General features: G+C 67.8%; 10 protein-coding genes, 2 tRNA genes and 5 pseudogenes. 11 read left to right on the top strand and 6 right to left on the bottom strand.

Annotated features, from left to right (window positions below; translation table 11 throughout):
- Nucleotides 1–53 precede the first annotated feature (53 nt).
- Nucleotides 54–128: transfer RNA gene (locus tag ACHMW8_RS22625), tRNA-Asn, on the top strand.
- A gap of 157 nt (nucleotides 129–285) precedes the next feature.
- Nucleotides 286–360 (top strand) — tRNA-Asn (locus ACHMW8_RS22620).
- An 85-nt stretch (nucleotides 361–445) separates the two neighbouring features.
- Here the strand turns inward: ACHMW8_RS22620 and ACHMW8_RS22615 are convergent.
- The 3 genes and pseudogenes from ACHMW8_RS22615 to ACHMW8_RS22605 form a co-directional block, all read right to left on the bottom strand.
- Nucleotides 446–2,608 carry an amylo-alpha-1,6-glucosidase gene (locus ACHMW8_RS22615; RefSeq protein ID WP_125158051.1) on the bottom strand — a complete coding sequence of 721 codons (2,163 nt, stop codon included), beginning with the start codon at nucleotides 2,606–2,608 and terminating at the stop codon, nucleotides 446–448.
- 15 nt (nucleotides 2,609–2,623) lie between these two features.
- Nucleotides 2,624–3,698, bottom strand: a pseudogene (locus tag ACHMW8_RS22610) (glycosyltransferase family 4 protein).
- 101 nt (nucleotides 3,699–3,799) lie between these two features.
- Nucleotides 3,800–3,979 carry a hypothetical protein gene (locus ACHMW8_RS22605; RefSeq protein ID WP_125158053.1) on the bottom strand — a complete coding sequence of 60 codons (180 nt, stop codon included), beginning with the start codon at nucleotides 3,977–3,979 and terminating at the stop codon, nucleotides 3,800–3,802.
- A gap of 294 nt (nucleotides 3,980–4,273) precedes the next feature.
- Here ACHMW8_RS22605 and ACHMW8_RS22600 point away from each other — a divergent pair, with 294 nt between their 5' ends.
- The 4 genes and pseudogenes from ACHMW8_RS22600 to ACHMW8_RS22585 all read left to right on the top strand — a co-directional run bounded on the left by ACHMW8_RS22600 (nucleotide 4,274) and on the right by ACHMW8_RS22585 (nucleotide 9,931).
- On the top strand, nucleotides 4,274–4,846 hold the full coding sequence (locus tag ACHMW8_RS22600; protein WP_395443789.1) for a protein-L-isoaspartate O-methyltransferase: 573 nt from the start codon (nucleotides 4,274–4,276) through the stop codon (nucleotides 4,844–4,846).
- Between the two features lie 128 nt (nucleotides 4,847–4,974).
- Complete coding sequence (locus ACHMW8_RS22595; RefSeq protein WP_125158055.1) at nucleotides 4,975–6,420, top strand: TolC family outer membrane protein; 1,446 nt, start codon at nucleotides 4,975–4,977, stop codon at nucleotides 6,418–6,420.
- Between the two features lie 129 nt (nucleotides 6,421–6,549).
- Nucleotides 6,550–7,083, top strand: a complete 534-nt coding sequence (locus ACHMW8_RS22590; protein WP_395443788.1) for a DUF2497 domain-containing protein — start codon at nucleotides 6,550–6,552, stop codon at nucleotides 7,081–7,083.
- A 125-nt stretch (nucleotides 7,084–7,208) separates the two neighbouring features.
- A pseudogene (locus ACHMW8_RS22585) lies at nucleotides 7,209–9,931 on the top strand (valine--tRNA ligase).
- Here the strand turns inward: ACHMW8_RS22585 and ACHMW8_RS22580 are convergent.
- Nucleotides 9,928–10,461, bottom strand: coding sequence for an HAD-IA family hydrolase (locus ACHMW8_RS22580; protein WP_395443787.1), 534 nt, complete (start codon nucleotides 10,459–10,461; stop codon nucleotides 9,928–9,930). The pseudogene ACHMW8_RS22585 and the gene ACHMW8_RS22580 sit on opposite strands and share 4 nt — an antisense overlap.
- Before the next feature lie 317 nt (nucleotides 10,462–10,778).
- Here ACHMW8_RS22580 and ACHMW8_RS22575 point away from each other — a divergent pair.
- Both ACHMW8_RS22575 and ACHMW8_RS22570 read left to right on the top strand, forming a co-directional pair.
- A pseudogene (locus ACHMW8_RS22575) lies at nucleotides 10,779–12,535 on the top strand (class I adenylate-forming enzyme family protein).
- Between the two features lie 19 nt (nucleotides 12,536–12,554).
- Nucleotides 12,555–12,917 (top strand): DUF1801 domain-containing protein, encoded by a 363-nt coding sequence (locus ACHMW8_RS22570; protein WP_395443786.1) that lies wholly within the window; start codon nucleotides 12,555–12,557, stop codon nucleotides 12,915–12,917.
- Nucleotides 12,918–12,932: 15 nt separating this feature from the next.
- Here the strand turns inward: ACHMW8_RS22570 and ACHMW8_RS22565 are convergent.
- A pseudogene (locus tag ACHMW8_RS22565) lies at nucleotides 12,933–14,421 on the bottom strand (amidase).
- A gap of 147 nt (nucleotides 14,422–14,568) precedes the next feature.
- On the opposite strand from ACHMW8_RS22565, the gene ACHMW8_RS22560 reads away from it, so the two are divergent.
- Nucleotides 14,569–15,300 (top strand): TlyA family RNA methyltransferase, encoded by a 732-nt coding sequence (locus ACHMW8_RS22560; protein ID WP_395443785.1) that lies wholly within the window; start codon nucleotides 14,569–14,571, stop codon nucleotides 15,298–15,300.
- A gap of 77 nt (nucleotides 15,301–15,377) precedes the next feature.
- Here the strand turns inward: ACHMW8_RS22560 and ACHMW8_RS22555 are convergent, their stop codons facing one another.
- Nucleotides 15,378–16,007: a hypothetical protein gene (locus tag ACHMW8_RS22555; RefSeq protein ID WP_395443784.1), complete on the bottom strand. Its 630-nt coding sequence runs from the start codon at nucleotides 16,005–16,007 to the stop codon at nucleotides 15,378–15,380.
- Nucleotides 16,008–16,223: 216 nt separating this feature from the next.
- Between ACHMW8_RS22555 and ACHMW8_RS22550 the strand changes: the two genes are divergently transcribed.
- Both ACHMW8_RS22550 and ACHMW8_RS22545 read left to right on the top strand, forming a co-directional pair.
- Nucleotides 16,224–17,471 (top strand): class I SAM-dependent RNA methyltransferase, encoded by a 1,248-nt coding sequence (locus ACHMW8_RS22550; RefSeq protein WP_395443783.1) that lies wholly within the window; start codon nucleotides 16,224–16,226, stop codon nucleotides 17,469–17,471.
- A 7-nt stretch (nucleotides 17,472–17,478) separates the two neighbouring features.
- Nucleotides 17,479–18,538 (top strand): annotated as a pseudogene (locus ACHMW8_RS22545) (class I SAM-dependent methyltransferase).
- Nucleotides 18,539–18,543 lie beyond the last annotated feature (5 nt).

Below are 18,543 nucleotides of genomic sequence, written 5' to 3'. Positions count from 1 at the left end.
TGCATCGGCGAGGGGAGGCGGCTATCACGCGGCCTCTTCTGAGAGCGACCTGTTCCGCGGTAGCTCAGTGGTAGAGCAGCCGGCTGTTAACCGGCTGGTCGTAGGTTCGAATCCTACCCGCGGAGCCACTCTTTCTTCTGTTCGCTCGGAAGCTTCCGACAAAATCAGCTTGGCGTTTCGCAACGCTGCGGTCGCGCGCCTCGAGCCCAAGACGCGTCGAAGTCATCGCTTGCATCGAACTCGAAGCGAAGGCTATCACCCGGCCTCTTCTGAAGAGCGACCTGTTCCGCGGTAGCTCAGTGGTAGAGCAGCCGGCTGTTAACCGGCTGGTCGTAGGTTCGAATCCTACCCGCGGAGCCACTCTTTCCAGACTTGCGATCGGCGATGTTCGGTCCTGGCAAGTCGACGCCGTCGACGAAGACTTCCATAAAGCTCAAACCAAGTCTCAATCCCACGAGGGTTTTGACCGGATGATCAGCGGCACGTCGCCTTCGGTGCGCACGGCGACGCGTTCGCCCTGGCGTTCGAAGATCAGGTCGACGGTGAGGGCGCCGACGCGCAGTCGTTCCACGGCCAGACGGTCTATGCCGATCGGCAGGCGCGGATCCACCAGGACGATCTGGCCGCGATTGGCGTCGATGGTGATCCCCAGGCACGCCTGCAGCATCATGAACACCGAACCCGCCGCCCAGGCCTGGGGCAGGCAGGCGACCGGATAGGCTACGGGCGGCTCGCCGGGCGAGCGCGGGAAGCCGCAGAACAGTTCGGGCAGGCGCATCCCCATGCGGCTGGCGGTCTCGAACAGGTCGGCCGTCAGGTTCACCACGCCGTCGCGCTCGCCATAGCGCGACAGGCCCATGACGCACAGCGCCGTGTCGTGCGGCCAGACCGATCCATTGTGGTAGCTGATCGGATTGAAGCGGGCCTCGCCGGTGGCCAGGGTCCGCACGCCCCAGCCGGAGTTGAAGCTGGCCGACAGCAACTGGTCGCTGACCTTGCGGGCCCGTTCAGGCGAGGGCAGGCCACAGAACAGCAGGTGGCCCGGATTGGACGACAGCGTCCGGCACAGCTGGCCCTGGCCGTCGACGGCGATGCCGTAGAAGCCGCGCTCCTCCATCCAGAACAGCGTCTCGACCTTCTCGCGCAGCGTCTCGGCCTTTTGCCGCCAGATGGCGGCCTGGCCGATCTCGCCCCGGCGTTCGGCCAGCCGGGCCATGCCGCGATAGGCGGCGAAGGCGTAGCCCTGCACCTCGACGAGGGCGATGGGCCCCGTGGGATAGCGGCCGTCGGTGTGGAAGACGGAATCCTCGCTGTCCTTCCAGCCCTGGTTGGACAGGCCGCTGTCCTGGCCGCGCGCGTAGTCGATCAGGCCGTCGCCGTCGCTGTCGCCGTCGTTCTCGATCCAGCGCATGGCCTTCTCGAGCGCGGGCCACAGTTCCTCGATGAGACTGTCGTCGCCGGTCCGCTCCTGATAGGCGCCGGCCAGGGCCACGAACAGCGGCGTGGTGTCGACCCCGCCGTAGTATCGGCCAAACGGCACCTCGCCCAACGCGGGCATCTCGCCCTTGCGGGTTTCGTGCATGATCTTGCCGGGCGCGCTGTCGCGGAACGTCGAGCGCTCATTGGCCTGGTGGGCGGCGAGATAGCGCAGCACGCCCTTGGCGAGCGACGGCTCGAACCACAGAATCTGCCAGGCCGTGATGATCGCGTCGCGCCCGAAGGCGGTCGAGAACCAGGGGATGCCGGCATACGGATAGGGGCCGGTCTCCATCTTGGTGGTCAGCAGGGCCAGATCCGCTCGCGATTTGCCCAGCCACTCGTTGAACAGGCGGCCCGAACTGTTCAGGCGCGCGCCATGACGGCGGCGGGCGCGCATGTCCCAGCGGGCCCGCGCGGCGGCGTCGCGGAACCGCTCGCGGCTGGGAATATGGCCATCGACCACGCCGATCTCGATATAGAGGTCGGTCTGGCCCTCGGCGTGCAGCGAGAACATGAACTCGGCCTTGTGGGCCGAAAGGCGGAACGGTGCGTCCGAGAACGCGATGAACGAGGTGCGCTCGACGTCGTCGAGGCCGAGATAGCTGTAGGCCACCCGCCGGCCATCGACCCGCGGCGGGCCCTTGGTCCCGCGCTTGGCGCGATGGCTGCCGCGCACCTCGAACATGTCGCGGAAATCGGCGTCGAACTCGATGGTCATCGGCAGCAGCACGGTGTCGCGGCTGTAGTTGACGCAGCGGATGCGCTCGAACAGGCGCTCGCCCCACAGGAAGCGCTTGCGCTCGATGTGCAGCACGCCGGGCGGACCCATGCGCTCGCCGGGATAGGGCAGGGCCTGGTTGGTGCTGTTGCAGGTGAAGAAGACGTTGTCGTGAGCGACCGCCGCCGATAGCAGCGATGGCATGCGGCCGCCCAGGGTCAGCCGGTACAGCGACAGGATGCGGGTGTCGTTGTGGAACAGCCCGTCGCCCTGGCCGGCGATGTCCCCGAACTCATCGGCGACGAGAAAGGTGTCCTTGTCCTTGAGCGCATAGAGATTCTGCGGCGCGCGGACCTCCGCCGTCACGCCGTAGTCGACCGGCGCCTCCATGGCCGGTGCAAGACTCTCCATGGCCCCTCCTTCAATTCATGCGCTAGCCGCCATATCGACCAAGGACGGGTAGATGGCCGCGCCATCACATAGCCGCTCGTAGAGGGCGACATAGCGGCGGGCCATCGCCTCGGACGAGAACCGTTCCTCGAAACGCGCGCGGACACGCTTTCGATCCAGGTTTTCGACCTTGAGAATGGCGTCGGCGGCCTGGTCGTCATTCTCGACGATGAAGCCGGTCAGGCCGTCCTCGATGACCTCGGGCACCGAGCCGCAGCGATAGGCCACGACGGGCGTGCCGCAGGCCATGGCCTCGATCATCACCAGGCCGAAGGGCTCGGGCCAGTCGATCGGGAAGAGCAGGGCGTCGGCGCCGCCCAGGAAGGCCGATTTGTCGCTGTCGCCGATTTCGCCGACGAACTCGATCAAGGGCTCGCCGCGCATCATCGGCGCGATGACGTCGTCGAAATAGGCGCGGTCGGCGGAGTCGACCTTGGCGGCGATCTTCAGGCGTTTGCCCAGGCGCTTGGCCAGGTTGATGGCGCGGTCGGGGCGCTTCTCGGGCGAGATGCGGCCCAGGAAGGCCAGGTAGCCCTGGCTCTTCTCGGAGAAGGCGTAGATGTCGGCGTTCATGCCGTGGTGCACCGTGCCGGCCCAGTTGGCGAAGGGCAGGGGGCGGCGCTGGTCGTCGCTGATCGAGACCAGCGGGAACTGGGGCCAGCGCTTGTAGACGGCCGGCAGGTCCTTCAGGTCCAGGCGCCCGTGCAGCGTGGTCAGGGTGTTCTCGGCCCGGTCGGCGAAGAACGGGAACTGCACCATGTCGGTATGGAAGTGGACGATGTCGAACTGGTCGGCCAAGGCGCGGACTTCGGCCAGTTGGGTCAGGTGGGAGGCGAGATCCGACTTGAGCGGCGCGGGGTCCAGGCGGATGGCCTGGTCACGAACGGCGATCAACCGAGCCTTGGTCTGGGCCTCGGCGCTGGCGAACAGGGTGACCTCGTGACCCCAGGTCGACCAGGGCGTCGGTGAGGTGGGCGACAACGCGTTCCGTGCCGCCGTAAAGACGCGGCGGAACAGCTTCGTAGAGGGGGGTGACCTGGGCGATCTTCATGGCGCGGACCTTGACGGGGAGGGAACTGGAACGCGGCGCGGGTCCGCCACAGATCAGTTCCGATCGCCGCTATTGGTTCCAAAGCTCGCCCTCTTGCGGCCTCAATGCTGCTGGGCGCGGCGTTGCAATTGCTCCTGACGCTCGCGCTCCTGCCGCAAGGCGCGCTGGCGCCGACGATAGCGTCCATAGAGCTTGCGGCCGATCGAGGTCAGCCGCGGCAGGAAATAGATCACGATCAGAGCGCAGATCGTCGCCACGATCACAACGGGCGCACTCAACATGGTGGTTTCCTATGAAGCCTAAGGTTCAGGCTTCCTCCCCATACGGCGGGCGAACCGCCGAGAGCCGCTTATTTACCATGCGGCGAAGCTGATCAATCGAGGTTACGTGACAGTCGCCGTCATAGGCGCCGATGACCGCCTTTTGATCTTTGGAAGCATATCTCCACAAGGCGATGACGCTTTTAAGGCGCTTACCGGGCGATGGGCGAACGCGCGCGGCCTCCGATCGCATTGCGTTTCGGCCGGGCGCGGACCTATAAGCCTGCTCGAAAGTCCAGTCCTTCGAGGGATTCCATGAGCACCGACTTCGCCGCCGCGCGGCTGAACATGGTCGAGAGCCAGATTCGCACCGCCGACGTCACCGACCTGCCGCTGCAGGACGCCCTGCGGGTGGTGGCGCGCGAGAGCGTCGTGCCGGCTTCGAAGGCCTATCTGGCCTATGCCGACGCCGACATCGAATACGCGCCCGGCCGCTGGTTGCTGCGCCCGCGAGAGGTCGGCAAGCTGCTGCAGGCCCTCAAGCCTCGCGAGGGCGAGAAGGCCCTGGCCATCGCCGCGCCCTACGCCGCGATCGTGCTTGAGACCATGGGCCTGGCCGTCACCCGCCTGGAGGGCGACGACCTGAAGGCCGTGCCGGCCGGCTCCTACGACGTGATCATCTGCGAAGGCGCCGTCGCCGCGGCGCCCAAGGCCTGGCGGGACGCCCTGGCCATCGGCGGCCGTCTGGGCGTTGTCGAGCGCACGGGTCCGGTCGGTCGCGCCGCCATCTATCTGCGCGCCGAGGACGGCGTGGGCCGTCGCCAGGCCTTCGACGCCTCGCCGCCGATGCTGGCCGGTTTCGAGGTCGAGGCCGGTTTCAGCTTCTAGACACCCTTGGGCGGTAGCCTGCCGCAACGTCTGCGTGAAAAAAGCTTAACTAGCGGCTTCTGGCGGCTGGACTTACACGCGGTCATATTGTGGCGAGCGCGCTTCGCGGGGATTGGGGATAGAATTTGATGTCGAACCGTCGACGGGCCGGGCTGCTGGCCGCCGCTTGCTGCGCCAGTCTGCTGGCCGGCGCGTTTTCCACCGCTCACGCTGACACCCTGGCCGATGCGATCGCCCTGGCCTATCAGACCAATCCGACGCTGCAGCAGCAGCGCGCCAGCGCTCGCATCACCGACGAGGGGGTCGTGCAGGCCAAGACGGGCTTCCGCCCGACGGTCGGCGCCGTGCTCGACGTGACTGGCGCGGACCTCAACCCGGCCGGTTCCGGCCCGAACGTCAAGTCCTCGGGCAGCAGCGCCACGGTCTCGGTGACCCAGCCGCTGTACACCGGCGGCCGCGCCAGCGCGACGCTGAGCGCCGCCGAGGCCGACGTGCTGTCGGCCCGCGAAAGCCTGCGCTCGGTCGAACAGAGCGTACTGGTCAACGTCGTTCAGGCCTATGTCGATGTCCGCCGCGACCAGGAACGCCTGCGCATCGCCAAGGAAAACGTCGCGGTGCTGCAGCGCCAGCTCGACGAATCCAACGCCCGCTTCGAAGTGGGCGAGATCACCCGCACCGATGTGGCCCAGTCGCAGGCGCGCCTGGCGGCCGCCAAGGCAGGCCTGTCGGGCGCCCAGGCCCAACTCGAGGTCAGCCGCGCCGGTTACGCCGCCATCGTCGGTCAGACGGCGGGCGACCTGGCGCCGGAGCCGACCCTGGCCGGCCTGCTGCCCGCCTCGGTCGATCAGGCCTTCGAGGCCGCCCAGACGACCAATCCGGGCGTGACCTCGGCCCAGTACAACGAAGAGGCCGCCGCCGCCCGTGTCGCGGTGGCCAAGGCCGGCTATCGCCCGACGATCTCGGCCCGCGCCGGCCTCGGCTTCGACGCCGGTCGCAGCGCTGGCGTCGGCAGCCAGTTCGACGACTATTCGCGCACCGTCTCGGGTTCGGTCACCGCCTCGGTGCCGATCTTCACCGGCGGCCTGACGACCTCGCAGGTTCGCGCCGCCACTGAACGCGAGAACGCCGCCCGCAGCGCCACCGAAAGCGCCAAGCGCACCGCGATCCAGCAGGTCTCGAACGCCTGGAGCAACCTCCTGGCCTCGCGCGCCCAGCTGGGTTCGAACGAGGAACAGGTGCGCGCCACCCGCATCGCCTTCGAAGGCGTGCGCCAGGAGCAGCAGGTCGGCCTGCGCACCACGCTGGACGTGTTGAACGCCCAGCTGGAGCTGTCGAACGCCGAGCTGGCCCTGGTCAGCGCGCGCCGCGACGAATACGTGGCCAGCGCCGTCGTCCTGCAGGCCATGGGCCAACTGGACGTCAACAAGCTGTCGACCGGCGCGACGCCCTACGATCCCAAGGCCTCCTACAACCGCGTGACGCACGGCGTGGGCTGGGTGCCGTGGGAGCCGGTGGTTCAGGCGATCGACAAGGTCGGCGCGCCTTCCACCAAGTCGCGGGCGGGCTCGAAGTAGGCTTCCCGCCGCGTCGATTCCGCTCAGGCGTGGACTTACGCTTGCTTAACACGCGTAAGTCTGCACCATCGCGGCCAAGCGCGTCCTAGGGCGCGCAAGGATTCGTACCCTTTACGACGGCCCCCGCACATGTCCGATCAGAGCTCTCAAGAACCGACGATGGAGGAGATCCTCGCCTCCATCCGACGCATCATCTCGGAGGATGACGCGCCGGCGGAGCCTGCGGCCGAGGCCGCGCCGCCTCCGCCGCCGGAGCCCGAACCCGAGCCCGTCGATGACGACATCCTCGAGCTGACCGATCCGATCGTTTCGGAACCGGAGCCCGAGCTGCCGCCGCTGGAAACGGTTGGCGACATCGACGTTTATTCGCCGCCGGAGCCCGCGCCCGAGCCCGCCTATACCCCGCCGCCCTCGGCGCCGGTGTTCAATCGCGACGAAGTGGCCGACAATCTGGTCGGTGACCATGCCGCCTCGGCCGCCGCCAGCGCCTTTGGCAGCCTGAGCTCGGCGCTACTGATGCCCAAGGACGGGCGCACGCTAGAAGACGTCGTACGCGAACTGCTGCGCCCGCTGCTTAAAGAGTGGCTGGACCAGAACCTGCCGCGCATCGTCGAGACCAAGGTCGAGGAAGAAGTACAGCGCATCGCCCGCGGTCGCGGCTAAACGCACTCGATTTTCGAAATATCGAGGCGGTCGCCGCGGCGGCCGCCTTTTTCGTTGTGAATTACCCCACAAATCCAGGCCCGCCGGTTTCCCGCGCGGGCCGCAGATGGCATATCCGCTCCGCCATGCTTGAAAAGACCTTCGATCCCAAGTCCGTCGAACCCCGCCTGTACGCCGCCTGGGAGGCCTCCGGGGCCTTCAAGCCGAGCGAGGATCCGAACGCCGAGCCGTTCGTCATCGTGATCCCGCCGCCGAACGTGACGGGCTCGCTGCACATCGGCCACGCGCTGAACAACACGCTGCAGGACGTGCTGACCCGCTTCCACCGCATGCGCGGCAAGGCCGCCCTGTGGCTGCCGGGCACCGATCACGCGGGCATCGCCACCCAGATGGTGGTCGAGCGCCAACTGGCCGCCGCCGGCAATATCGGTCGCCGCGACATGGGCCGCGAGGCCTTCGTCGCCAAGGTCTGGGAATGGAAGGCCGAGAGCGGCGGGACCATCACCAACCAACTGCGTCGCCTGGGCGCCAGCTGCGACTGGTCGCGCGAGCGTTTCACCCTGGACGAGGGCCTGTCGGCCGCCGTCCGCAAGGTGTTCGTCCAGCTCTACAAGCAGAACCTGCTCTATCGCGACAAGCGCCTCGTCAACTGGGACCCGCAGTTCCAGACCGCCATCTCCGACCTGGAGGTCGAGCAGAAGGAGGTCGACGGCGCCTATTGGCACTTCGCCTATCCGCTGGCCGACGGTGTGACCTATCAGCACCCGATCGCCTTCGATGACGACGGCAAGCCGACCGAGTTCGAGACCCGCGACTACATCGTCGTGGCCACGACCCGTCCGGAGACCATGCTGGGCGACACCGGCGTCGCGGTCCATCCGGATGACGAACGCTACAAGGGCCTTGTCGGCAAGTTCGTGACCCTGCCGATCGTCGGCCGCCGCATCCCGATCGTCGCCGACGACTACGCCGACCCGACCAAGGGCTCGGGCGCGGTGAAGATCACCCCGGCCCACGACTTCAACGACTTCCAGGTCGGCAAGCGCGCCGGCCTGGAAGCGATCAACATCCTGACCGCCGAAGCCAAGCTGAACGACTCGGTTCCGGCCGAATTCGTCGGCATGGACCGCTTCGTCGCGCGCAAGGCCATCGTCGCTCGCGCCGAGGAAGAGGGCTGGCTGAAGGAGATCGAGAAGACCCGGCACATGGTCCCGCACGGCGACCGTTCGGGCGTGGTCATCGAGCCGTTCCTGACCGACCAGTGGTATGTCGACGCCAAGACCCTGGCCCAGCCGGCCCTGAAGGCGGTGGAAGAGGGCCAGACGGTCTTCGAACCCAGGCACTGGGAAAAAGACCTACTTCGAATGGCTGCGGAACATCGAGCCGTGGTGCGTCTCGCGCCAGCTCTGGTGGGGCCACCGCATCCCGGCCTGGTTTCGGGCCGGAAGGCTCGATCTTCGTCGAGGAAACCGAGGAAGCCGCCTACGCCGCCGCCAAGGCCCAGTTCGGCGAGAACGTCGTCCTGAGCCAGGACGAGGACGTCCTGGACACCTGGTTCAGCTCGGCCCTGTGGCCGTTCTCGACCCTGGGCTGGCCGGAAAAGACCGCCGACCTGGCCAAGTTCTATCCGACCAGCACTCTGGTCACCGGCTTCGACATCATCTTCTTCTGGGTCGCCCGGATGATGATGATGGGCATCCACTTCATGGGCGAAGTTCCGTTCAAGCAGGTGTTCATCAACGCCCTCGTCCGTGACGAGAAGGGCGCCAAGATGAGCAAGTCCAAGGGTAACGTGATGGATCCGCTGATCCTGATCGACGAGCTGGGCTGCGACGCGGTGCGCTTCACCATGACCGCGATGTCGGGCCAGGCGCGCGACATCAAGCTCTCCAAGCAACGCATCGAGGGCTATCGCAACTTCGGCACCAAGCTGTGGAACGCCTCGCGCTTCGCCCAGATGAACGAATGCGTCCGTATCGAGGGCTTCGATCCTTCGACCGTGCAGCAGCCGATCAACAAGTGGATCCGCGGCGAGACGGTCAAGACCGTCGCCGAGGTCACCCGCGCCCTGGAAGCCCCGGCCTTCGACGAGGCCGCCGGCGCCCTGTACCGCTTCGTCTGGAACGTGTTCTGCGACTGGTACCTGGAACTGGCCAAGCCGATCCTGAACGGCGATGACGCCGCGGCCAAGGCCGAGACCCGTGCCATGGCCGCCTGGACGCTGGACGTGATTTTGAAGCTGCTGCACCCGGTGATGCCGTTCATCACCGAGGAGCTGTGGGAGAAGACCGCCAAGTTCGGCCCCGCCCGCGACTCCATGCTGATCTCGGCCCGGTGGCCCGAACTGCCGGAGAGCTGGATCGACGCCGAGGCCGAGGCCGAGATCGGCTGGCTGGTCGAGACCGTCGGCGAGATCCGCTCGATCCGCGCCGAGATGAACGTGCCGCCCTCGGCCAAGCCGGCGCTCAGCGTCGTCGGCGCGGGCGCCGAGACCAAGGCCCGGCTGGCCCGTCACCGCGACCTTCTGCTGACCCTGGCGCGCCTCGACAGCGTCCGGGAAGTCGAGGCGGCTCCGGCCGGTTCCGTGCCGATCGTGATGGGCGAGGCCACCGGCGCCCTGGCCATCGCCGACTTCATCGACCTGACGGCCGAGAAGGCGCGTCTGACCAAGGAAATCTCCGGTCACGCCGGCGAGATCGAGAAGGTCAACAAGAAGCTCGGCAATCCCGACTTCCTCGCCCGCGCCAAGGAAGAGGTCGTCGAGGAAAACCGCGAACGCTTGGCCGAGGCCGAGGCCGCCAAGGCCAAGCTCCAAGCGGCGCTGAGCCGGCTGGAGTCGGTAGGCTAGAAGCTGAGCGCGCCTTCGGGTGTGACCCTCAATGGACCATAGCTGGAGACGCCCGGATGCGGCGTCTCCAGCGGATGGCTGTGGGTGGCGGTGATCACCACGATGCTGGCTCCGGCCGCCTCGGCCGCGGCGATGCCCGCAGGAGCATCCTCGAACACCAGGCAGGCTTCGATCGGATGGCCCAGGCGCTGGGCCGCCAGCAGGAAGCAGTCCGGCGCCGGCTTGCCGCGCTCGACGTCCTCGGCGGTGACCAGCACGGCGGGGAGGGGCAGGCCCGCCGCCATCAACCGCACCGTGGCCAGTTCGCGTGGGGCCGAGGTGACGACGGCCCAGCGATCGGCGGGCAGGGCGCTGAGGAAGGCGACCGCGCCCTCGATGGCGTCGATGCCCTCAACGTCGGCGATCTCGCCCTCCATCAGCGCCAGGACCTCGGCCGCCTCGTCGACATCGGGGATGTTGAAGCTACGCACTGTCTCGATCGCCCGCCGACCGTGGATTTGCTTCAGCACCGCCTCGAACATCCAGTCCATGCTTGCGCGCCCAGGCGCCCCAGACCCGCTCGGCGGCGACGATCGAGGTCAGGACCGTACCATCCATATCGAACAGGAAGGCGGCGAATTCGCGATCGGGAAAGAGCGGGGATTCGGCCAAGGCGGCGCTCCGGTTTCTGGAAATGACGCTAGGTCATCGGCTTTCCAGCGCGCGCTGTCCAGGCTGGGGCGGAGCGTCTAGGTTATCAATGTTCTCCTAGGATCAAACGGACGTTTGCATCCGGCTTGCGGCTGTGCTCTCTGGTCGGCGAACGCGCTCGATCAAACAGGGCGCGACACCTAACCGGGAGAGTAGAATGAGCCAGGCCGCCCCCGTCACCGCGTCCGTTCCGTGGCCAGCGATGTCCGTCCAACAGGCGTACGCCCTGATCACTCAGCCCGGGACCCCCGGCGAGATGGAGGAGATCGAGATCCGGGGCGTGAAGACCCGGGTCTGGAAGAACGCGCCGCCGACCCTGCGCGACACCCTGCTGATGGGGCGCACGCACGGCGACAAGATCTTCATGGTCCATGAGGATGAGCGCGTCAGTTTCGAGGCCTTCTATCGGGCCGTCACCGTGTTCGCGGCGGAGCTGGCGGCCAAGGGCGTTCAGAAGGGCGACCGGGTCGCCATCGTCATGCGCAACCTGCCCGAATGGCCCGTGGCCTTCTATGCCGGCCTGTCCCTGGGCGCGATCGTCACGCCGCTGAACGCATGGTGGACCGGCGCGGAGCTGGAATATGGCCTGCTCGATTCCGGCGCGTCGGTCCTCGTGGTCGATGTCGAACGCTATGAGCGCCTGACCGAACACCTGCACAACTGCCCCGAGCTGCGCAATGTCTATGTCAGCCGCTCTCCCGAGGAGATCAGCCACCCGGCCGTGATCCACCTCGAGGCGGTGATCGGCGGTCCCAACGACTGGGCGGGGCTGGAGGAAAAGCCGCTATCGACCACGCCCCTGGCGGCGGACGACGACGCGACGATCTTCTACACCTCCGGCACCACGGGAAAGCCCAAGGGCGCCATCGGCACCCATCGCAACATCAACAGCAACATCTTCGCCGCCGCCGCCGCCAGCGCGCGCAGTTTCCTGCGCCGCGGCGAGGCCCCCCCCGAGCCCGATCCCAGCCTGCCACAGAAGGGCGCGCTGATTTCCGTGCCGTTCTTCCACGCCACGGGCTGTTTCGCGGTGCTGAACCCCTCGCTGTTCGGCGGCGCCAGCTGGCCATGATCCGCAAGTGGGATCCCGACAAGGCCATGCAGCTGATCCAGGACGAGCGCCTGACCTCAATGGGCGGCGTGCCCACGATCGCCTGGCAGATCATCGAGCATCCCAACCGCGATAAGTACGACCTTTCGTCCATCGAGGCCGTGGCCTATGGCGGCGCGCCCTCGGCCCCGGAACTGGTCCGCAAGATCAAGGAAGTCTGGCCCAAGGCGGCGCCCGGCAACGGCTGGGGCATGACCGAGACCTCGGCCACCGCAACGTCCAATTCGGCCGAGGACTATGAGAACCGCCCCGACTCGTGCGGCCCCGCCGTGCCGGTCACCGACCTGAAGATCATGACCGTGGAGGCTCCCTATCGCGAGCTGCCGATCGGTGAGGTCGGGGAACTGTGGTGCAAGGGCCCGCAGGTCGTGCGCGGCTACTGGAACAAGCCGGAGGCCACCAGCCAGACCTTCGTCGACGGTTGGGTGCGTACGGGCGACCTGGCGCGCCTCGACGCCGAGGGCTTCTGCTTCATCATCGACCGGGCCAAGGACATGCTGATCCGCGGCGGCGAGAACATCTACTGCATCGAGGTCGAGAACTGCCTCTACGACCACCCGGCGGTGATGGACGCGGCCTTGGTCGGCATCCCGCACAAGACCCTGGGCGAGGAGCCGGCGGCCGTGGTCACCCTGAAGCCCGGGGCGCAGGCCGACGAAGCCGAGCTGCGCGCCTTCGTCGCTGATCGTCTCGCTGCTTTCAAGGTGCCGGTGAAGATCGTCTTCTGGCACGAGACCTTGCCGCGCAACGCCAATGGCAAGATCATGAAGAACGAACTGAAGAAGGTGTTCGTCGAGGGGTAGCCCCCTGGGAGAAGCGCGGATGGTCCAGTCCAGGGCGACGACGGTTGATGACTTCATGGAGGAGGTCGCGCCCGAGCGCCGCCCGGCGCTGGACCGCCTGCGCGCCATGTGCATTGAGCGTTTCGGTGCGGACATGGAGCGGATGGCGTTCGGCATGCCGGCTTATGGCGATCCGAAGACCCCTTTCTTCGCGTTCAACAGCCAGAAGCAGTATATTGCTCTCTATGCGGGCAAGGCGGCGCTGGATGCGGTCCAGGAGCGCATGGCCGGTGTCGATCGTGGCGGCGGCTGCGCGCGCTGGAGGAAGCCCGAGAAGATGGACTTCGAGCTGATCGCGGACATTCTGGACCACATACGGGCCAGCGGGCGGGGCGGCTGCTGACCGCCCCGCGTGAGGTTACAGGCTCACCGGCGGCTTGCGGTGGGCCCAGGGCTGGGCGTCCTCCAGCTGATAGGCCAGCTGGAACAGCAGCGCCTCGCCGCCCGCGCGGCCGGCCAGCTGGACGCCCACCGGCAAGCCGTCCGGCGTCCAATGCAGAGGCACGCTCATCGACGGCGCGCCGGCGACGTTCTGGACCGGGGTGTAACCGACATAGGTCATCAGCCGCGCCTGCAGTTCCTGGAACGGGACCCAGCCGGCGACATAGCCCAGCTCGACCGGGGGCTTGCCCAGCACCGGCGAGAGGATGACGTCGTACTTCGTCAGCCAGGCGTCATAGGCCTTGGTGTTGGCGTTCAGGCGCTCGATGGCGGCGGGCAAGGCGCCTTGCGGCAGCTGACCGACCAACTCGGCCATGCCCAGGCTGAACGGCTCCAGTACGCTGGAATCGGGCTTGTGGCCGATGGCCTTGCCGATTCCGGCGACCAGTTCGGCCGCGCCGCTGGCCCATAACACGGTGAAATCCTGGCCGAACTGGCCGCCGTCCATGGGCCAGGTCGTCGGCTCGACCTTGTGACCCAGGCTCTCCAGCAGCTTGGCGGCGTTGTTGACGGCGGTCTGCACCTCGGGATCGGGCGTGACGCCCGTGCCGGTGACCATGACCAGCCCGATCTTCAGCTTCTTCTTCAGCGGTTCGGAGATCACGCCGATCGGCTTGAACACCGCGTCGCCGCCCGTGCGTTCGGTGGCGGCGAACAGGGCGGCCGAGTCGCGGACGCTGTGCGACACGCAGTGCGAGACCGAGATGTCGAGGCCGCGCGACACCGGACGGCCCTGCAACATGCGGCCCCGCGAGGGTTTCAGGCCGAAAAGGCCGCAGTTGCTGGCCGGAATGCGGGATCGAGCCGCCCCCGTCGGTGGCGTGGGCGAGCGGGATCATGCCCGAGGCCACAGCCGCCGCCGCGCCGCCCGAGGAGCCGCCGGACGAGCGGGCCGTGTTCCAGGGATTGCGCGTCGGCTGAAAGCCCATCGGCTCGGTGGTCGGCAGGAAGCCGTACTCCGGCGTCGCCGACTTGCCGATCACCACGAAGCCGGCTGCGTCGAAAGCGTCGACATATGGGGTCTGGGTGGTTTCGGGCGGGGCGCGCAGACCGCTGCGCGAGCCGTTGCGGGTGGGCAGGCCCTTATAGGGGTCCAGGTCCTTGACCATGAACGGCACGCCCGCGAACGGACCCGACAGCTGGCCGGCCTTGGCCTTGGCGAGGGCCCGGTCGAAGTCCGAGGTGACGATCGCGCCGACCTGAGGCTGCAGGGCCTCGGCCTTGCGGATGGCGTCCTCGACCACCTCGGCGACGCTGACCTCCTTGCGACGGATGCGGCCAGCCATCTCGGTGGCGTCGGGAGTCCAGGGCGCGGGTGCGGACATCGATTTGGGCTTAGCCTCCACTGAAGATGCGGCCGCCACGGCGGCGGATGCGGCCAGCAGGCCGCGACGGGTGAATCGCATCGGTTTCTCTCCCCCGAAGCGTGGTCTCGCCACGCCCAGTCAAATGGCCAGCGTCTGATGCGCCGGTGATCGGCGTTCAGTTGAACCCGAAGAGACCTGGGCCGCAAGCCCGTGCTAGACGGCGGTCTGAACTTTCGAGGAGGCCGCGTGGCCCGCAAGCGTATCGATCTGTTGCTCGTCGAACGGGGCGTCGTCGACAGCCGCGCCAAGGCCCGCGCGGCTGTCGAGGCCGGGCTGGTCACGGTCAACGGCAAGGTGATCACCAAGCCGGCCGATACCGTCGACCAGCACGCCGAGATCGTCGCCGAGGCGGCCCATCCTTGGGTCGGGCGCGGGGCGTTGAAACTCGTCCACGCGCTGGACCTGTGGCCGATCGTCGTGGAAGGGCGCGTCGCGCTCGACGTCGGCGCGTCGACGGGCGGGTTCACCGAGGTCTTGCTGTCGCGCGGCGCGGAGAAGGTGTTCGCGGTCGATGTGGGCCGCGATCAACTTCACGCCAAGCTGAGGGGCGACCCTCGTGTCGTCGACTTGTCGGGCGTCGACGCCCGGGCGCTGGACGAGACGGTGATCCCGACGGCGCCGATGCTGGTGGTCAGCGATGTCAGCTTCATCGCCCTGACCAAGGCCCTGCCGATGGCGCTGGACTTGGCGGGGCCGGGCGCGGACCTGGTGGCGCTGATCAAGCCGCAGTTCGAGGCGGGCCGCGACTTCGTCGGCAAGGGCGGGCTGGTCAAGGATCCCGAGATCATCGCCCGCTGCGAGCGCGAGGTCGTCGCATTCCTCGAGGCTTCGGGCTGGTCGGTGAAGGGCCTGAGCGAAAGCCCGATCACCGGCGGCGACGGCCAGGTCGAGCGGCTGGTCTGGGCGACCAAGGCCTGAAACGAAATCGGCCGCCCCATTTTCCACTAAAGGAGGAGGGGCGGCCGATCGTCTTCCACACAAGCTAGGTCGGTGACTTAGTCGACGACCTGGTACTTGCCGTTGCCGTCCGGGCAGACGCGCACGAAGCGCTTCTGGACGCGGCCGTCCGGCAGGTAGATCGGGCTCTCGGCCAGCGTGCAGCCGTTGACGTCGGCCCGACCGCCGACGCGGTCGTTCACGCGGTAGCCTTCGCGATGCTCATACGATCGCTCGTAGTAGCTGTCGCGCTGGGCGTCACGACGGACCTGATCGTAGGGAACCGGGCGGTAATCGTCGTCATAACCGTCGTTGTAGGCGCGCGGCGGCGGGGGAGGCGGCGGCGGGGCGATGTTGCTGCCCGGGGTGCAAGCCGCAGAGGACTTGCCGGCCATGCCGCCGACCACAGCGCCCAGCAGGCCGCCGACGACCGAGCCGTCGGTGCGGTGACCGCGGGCGGCGATGCCGCTGCCCAGCGCCATGCCGATCGCGCCGCCAGCGAGGGCCCCGCCGGTGGTGCGGTTGGTCGTCGAGCGCTGGCATTGGTCGTAATAGTAGCCCTGATTGTTGTACGCCCCGCCGTAGCTCGAGCCATAGGGCGTCGCGCCGTAGGATTGGGCCGAAGCCAGGGTCGGCGTCAGCACGCCGCAGACGAGGGCGGCGGTGACGCCCAGAACGGTCTTGATCATCGGAGTCCTGCGCGTTGAGGCGGTCATGGTCATGAGAGAGCTTGTCTTTTTGTGGGCGTCCGGCTCGCGCCGGGCCGCCGAGGCCCATCCGTTGATATAGGGTGTGACATGGCCAACATGAACGATCGCTGACGGGGCTATTCAGCTTCACCGCTATCGCACTGAAAATCGTTCGCGGGCCGCGCTCAAGCCCCGGTTTTAGGGTATGGACGCGCGATGCAAGACATGACGATCACCGCCATCGGCGCGCAAGGCGACGGGCTCTCTCGGTTCGACGACGGCAAGCCGGCCTTCGTGCCCCTGACTCTGCCGGGGGAAACCGTTCGTGCGCGAATGGACGGTTCGCGCGGCGAGGTCGTCGAGATCCTGACGGCCAGCAACGACCGCGTGGCGCCGCCCTGCAAGCACTTCGGCCATTGCGGGGGCTGCGCCCTGCAGCACTGGGCGGCAGGCCCCTATCTCGGTTGGAAGGCCGAACAGATCCGTATCCAGCTGTCGATGGAAGGCCTGGAGACCGAAATCCTGCCGACCTTCGCCGCGCCGCCGGCCTCGCGCCGCCGCGTGGCGCTGCACGCCCGCAGGGGCGCCAAGGGGCAGGGCGCCTTGCTGGGCTTCAAGGAGCGTCGCTCGTGGAGCCTGGTGACGATCGAAGAGTGCCCGGTCACCGATCCGCGCCTGGTGGCGGCGTTCCCGGCCCTGGCGCGTCTGGCCGAGCCGTTCCTGGAGCACCCGAAGTCGGCCCCGACCCTGCACGTCACCCTGACCGCCACAGGCCTCGACATCGACGTCACCGGGGTGGAGCGCAAGAGCGGCGGACTGTCGGCCGACGCCCGCATGCGCGCGGCCATGGCGGCCAGCGAGGGCGACTTCGCCCGAGTGACCCTGGCCGGCGAGACCGTCTATGGCGCGCGCCAGCCGATGGTGAAGCTGGGCCCCGCCGTGGTCGCCCTGCCGCCCGGCGGCTTCCTCCAGGCTGTGCCGGCCGCCGAGCGCGCCATGGTGGAATTCGCGGTCGCCCAGGTCCAGGGCGCGGCGCGCATCGCCGATCTCTATTGCGGTGTCGGAACCTTCACCTTCCGCCTGGCCGAGGTCGGCGCTGTCTACGCCGCCGAGATGAGCCCGCCGGCCATCGCCGCCCTGAAGTTCGCGCTCGGCGCGGCGTCGGGCCTGAAGCCGATCACCGCCGAGGCTCGCGACCTGGTCAAACGCCCCGTGCTGAGCACCGAACTGGCCAAGACCGACGTCGTGGTCATCGACCCGCCGCGCGCCGGGGCCGCCGAGCAGACGGTCGAGATCGCCAAGTCCAAGGTCGCCAAGGTGGTCAGCGTCTCGTGCAACCCCGGCACCTTCGCCAAGGACGCCCGCGCCCTGGTCGACGCCGGCTTCCGCCTTGAGAAGGTGCTGCCCGTGGACCAGTTCGTCTGGTCGCCCCATATTGAACTGGTCGGAGTCTTCACGCGCTGAGGCCAGCATGGATGAGCGGCGGACAAGAACGGCCTTCGCGGTCGACGCGGTAGGTCAGCGCGCGAGGGCGGCGGTCAAGGCGGCCTGGTGGACGGCGACGGGCTCGCTGGCCCGCTCCATGACCCGACCGACCCGGGGCGAGCAGGCGTGCAGCTTCGAACCGACTTCCGCGCCGCCGGACAAGGGATCCTTGCGTCGCGCCTATCTGGAGGCGTTCGAGAAGGACGCCCGCGATGTCGCCGCGGGCCTCTATCCCGCCGTCGAGGACGGTCCCGTCCGCCCTTCGGCCGCCGTGCGCGAGGCCGCCGACTTCATCGCCGACGCTTTCGAGGTCGACCGGAGGCGCCGTCGCGGCGACGGCGTCGAGGTGCGCGATGAGGTCAATAGTCTAGGCTATCCAATCTACTATCGGCAGAACTTCCACTACCAGTCGGGTGGCTGGTTCACCGAGGCGAGCGCGCGTCGCTACGACGCCCAGGTCGAGGCTCTTTTCTCCGGCACGGCCGGGGCCATGCGCCGGCGAGGCCTGTCGCTGCTGGCGAAACACTGGCGCGGCCGAGATCACCGTGACGCGAAAATCCTCGAACGCGGCGTGCGGTTCGGGCGCCTTCCTCAAGGACCTTAAGGCGGCGTTCCCGCGCGCGGCGATCGCGGGGCTGGATCTCTCCGAGGCCTATCTGGCGCGGGCCCGCAAGCGCGCCGGCGTCGGCGGCATCAAGGCCAACGCCGAAACCCTGCCGATCGCGGATTCGTCTTTGGACGCCGTCAGTTGCGTCTATCTCTTCCACGAGCTGCCGCCGCGGGTGCGGCCCGTCGTGGCGGCCAGCCTGGCGCGGGCCCTGAAGCCCGGCGGCGTGCTGGTCTTCGTCGACTCCGTGCAGCCCTCGGACACGCCGGACCTGGCGCGCCTGCTGGAAGCCTTCCCAGTCTATTTCCATGAGCCTTACTACGGCAGCTACGCGCAGACCGATCTGGCGGCCTTGTTCGCCGAGGTGGGCCTGAAGCCGATCGGCGAGGACCGCGCCTTCCTGACCAAGGCCTTGCTGCTGGAGAAACCCCTCAGCTAAGCAAG

This window comes from Caulobacter sp. UC70_42 (assembly GCF_044056025.1).
Taxonomy (GTDB): Bacteria; Pseudomonadota; Alphaproteobacteria; order Caulobacterales; family Caulobacteraceae; genus Caulobacter.
This window is presented reverse-complemented; position numbering and strand designations above follow the sequence as displayed.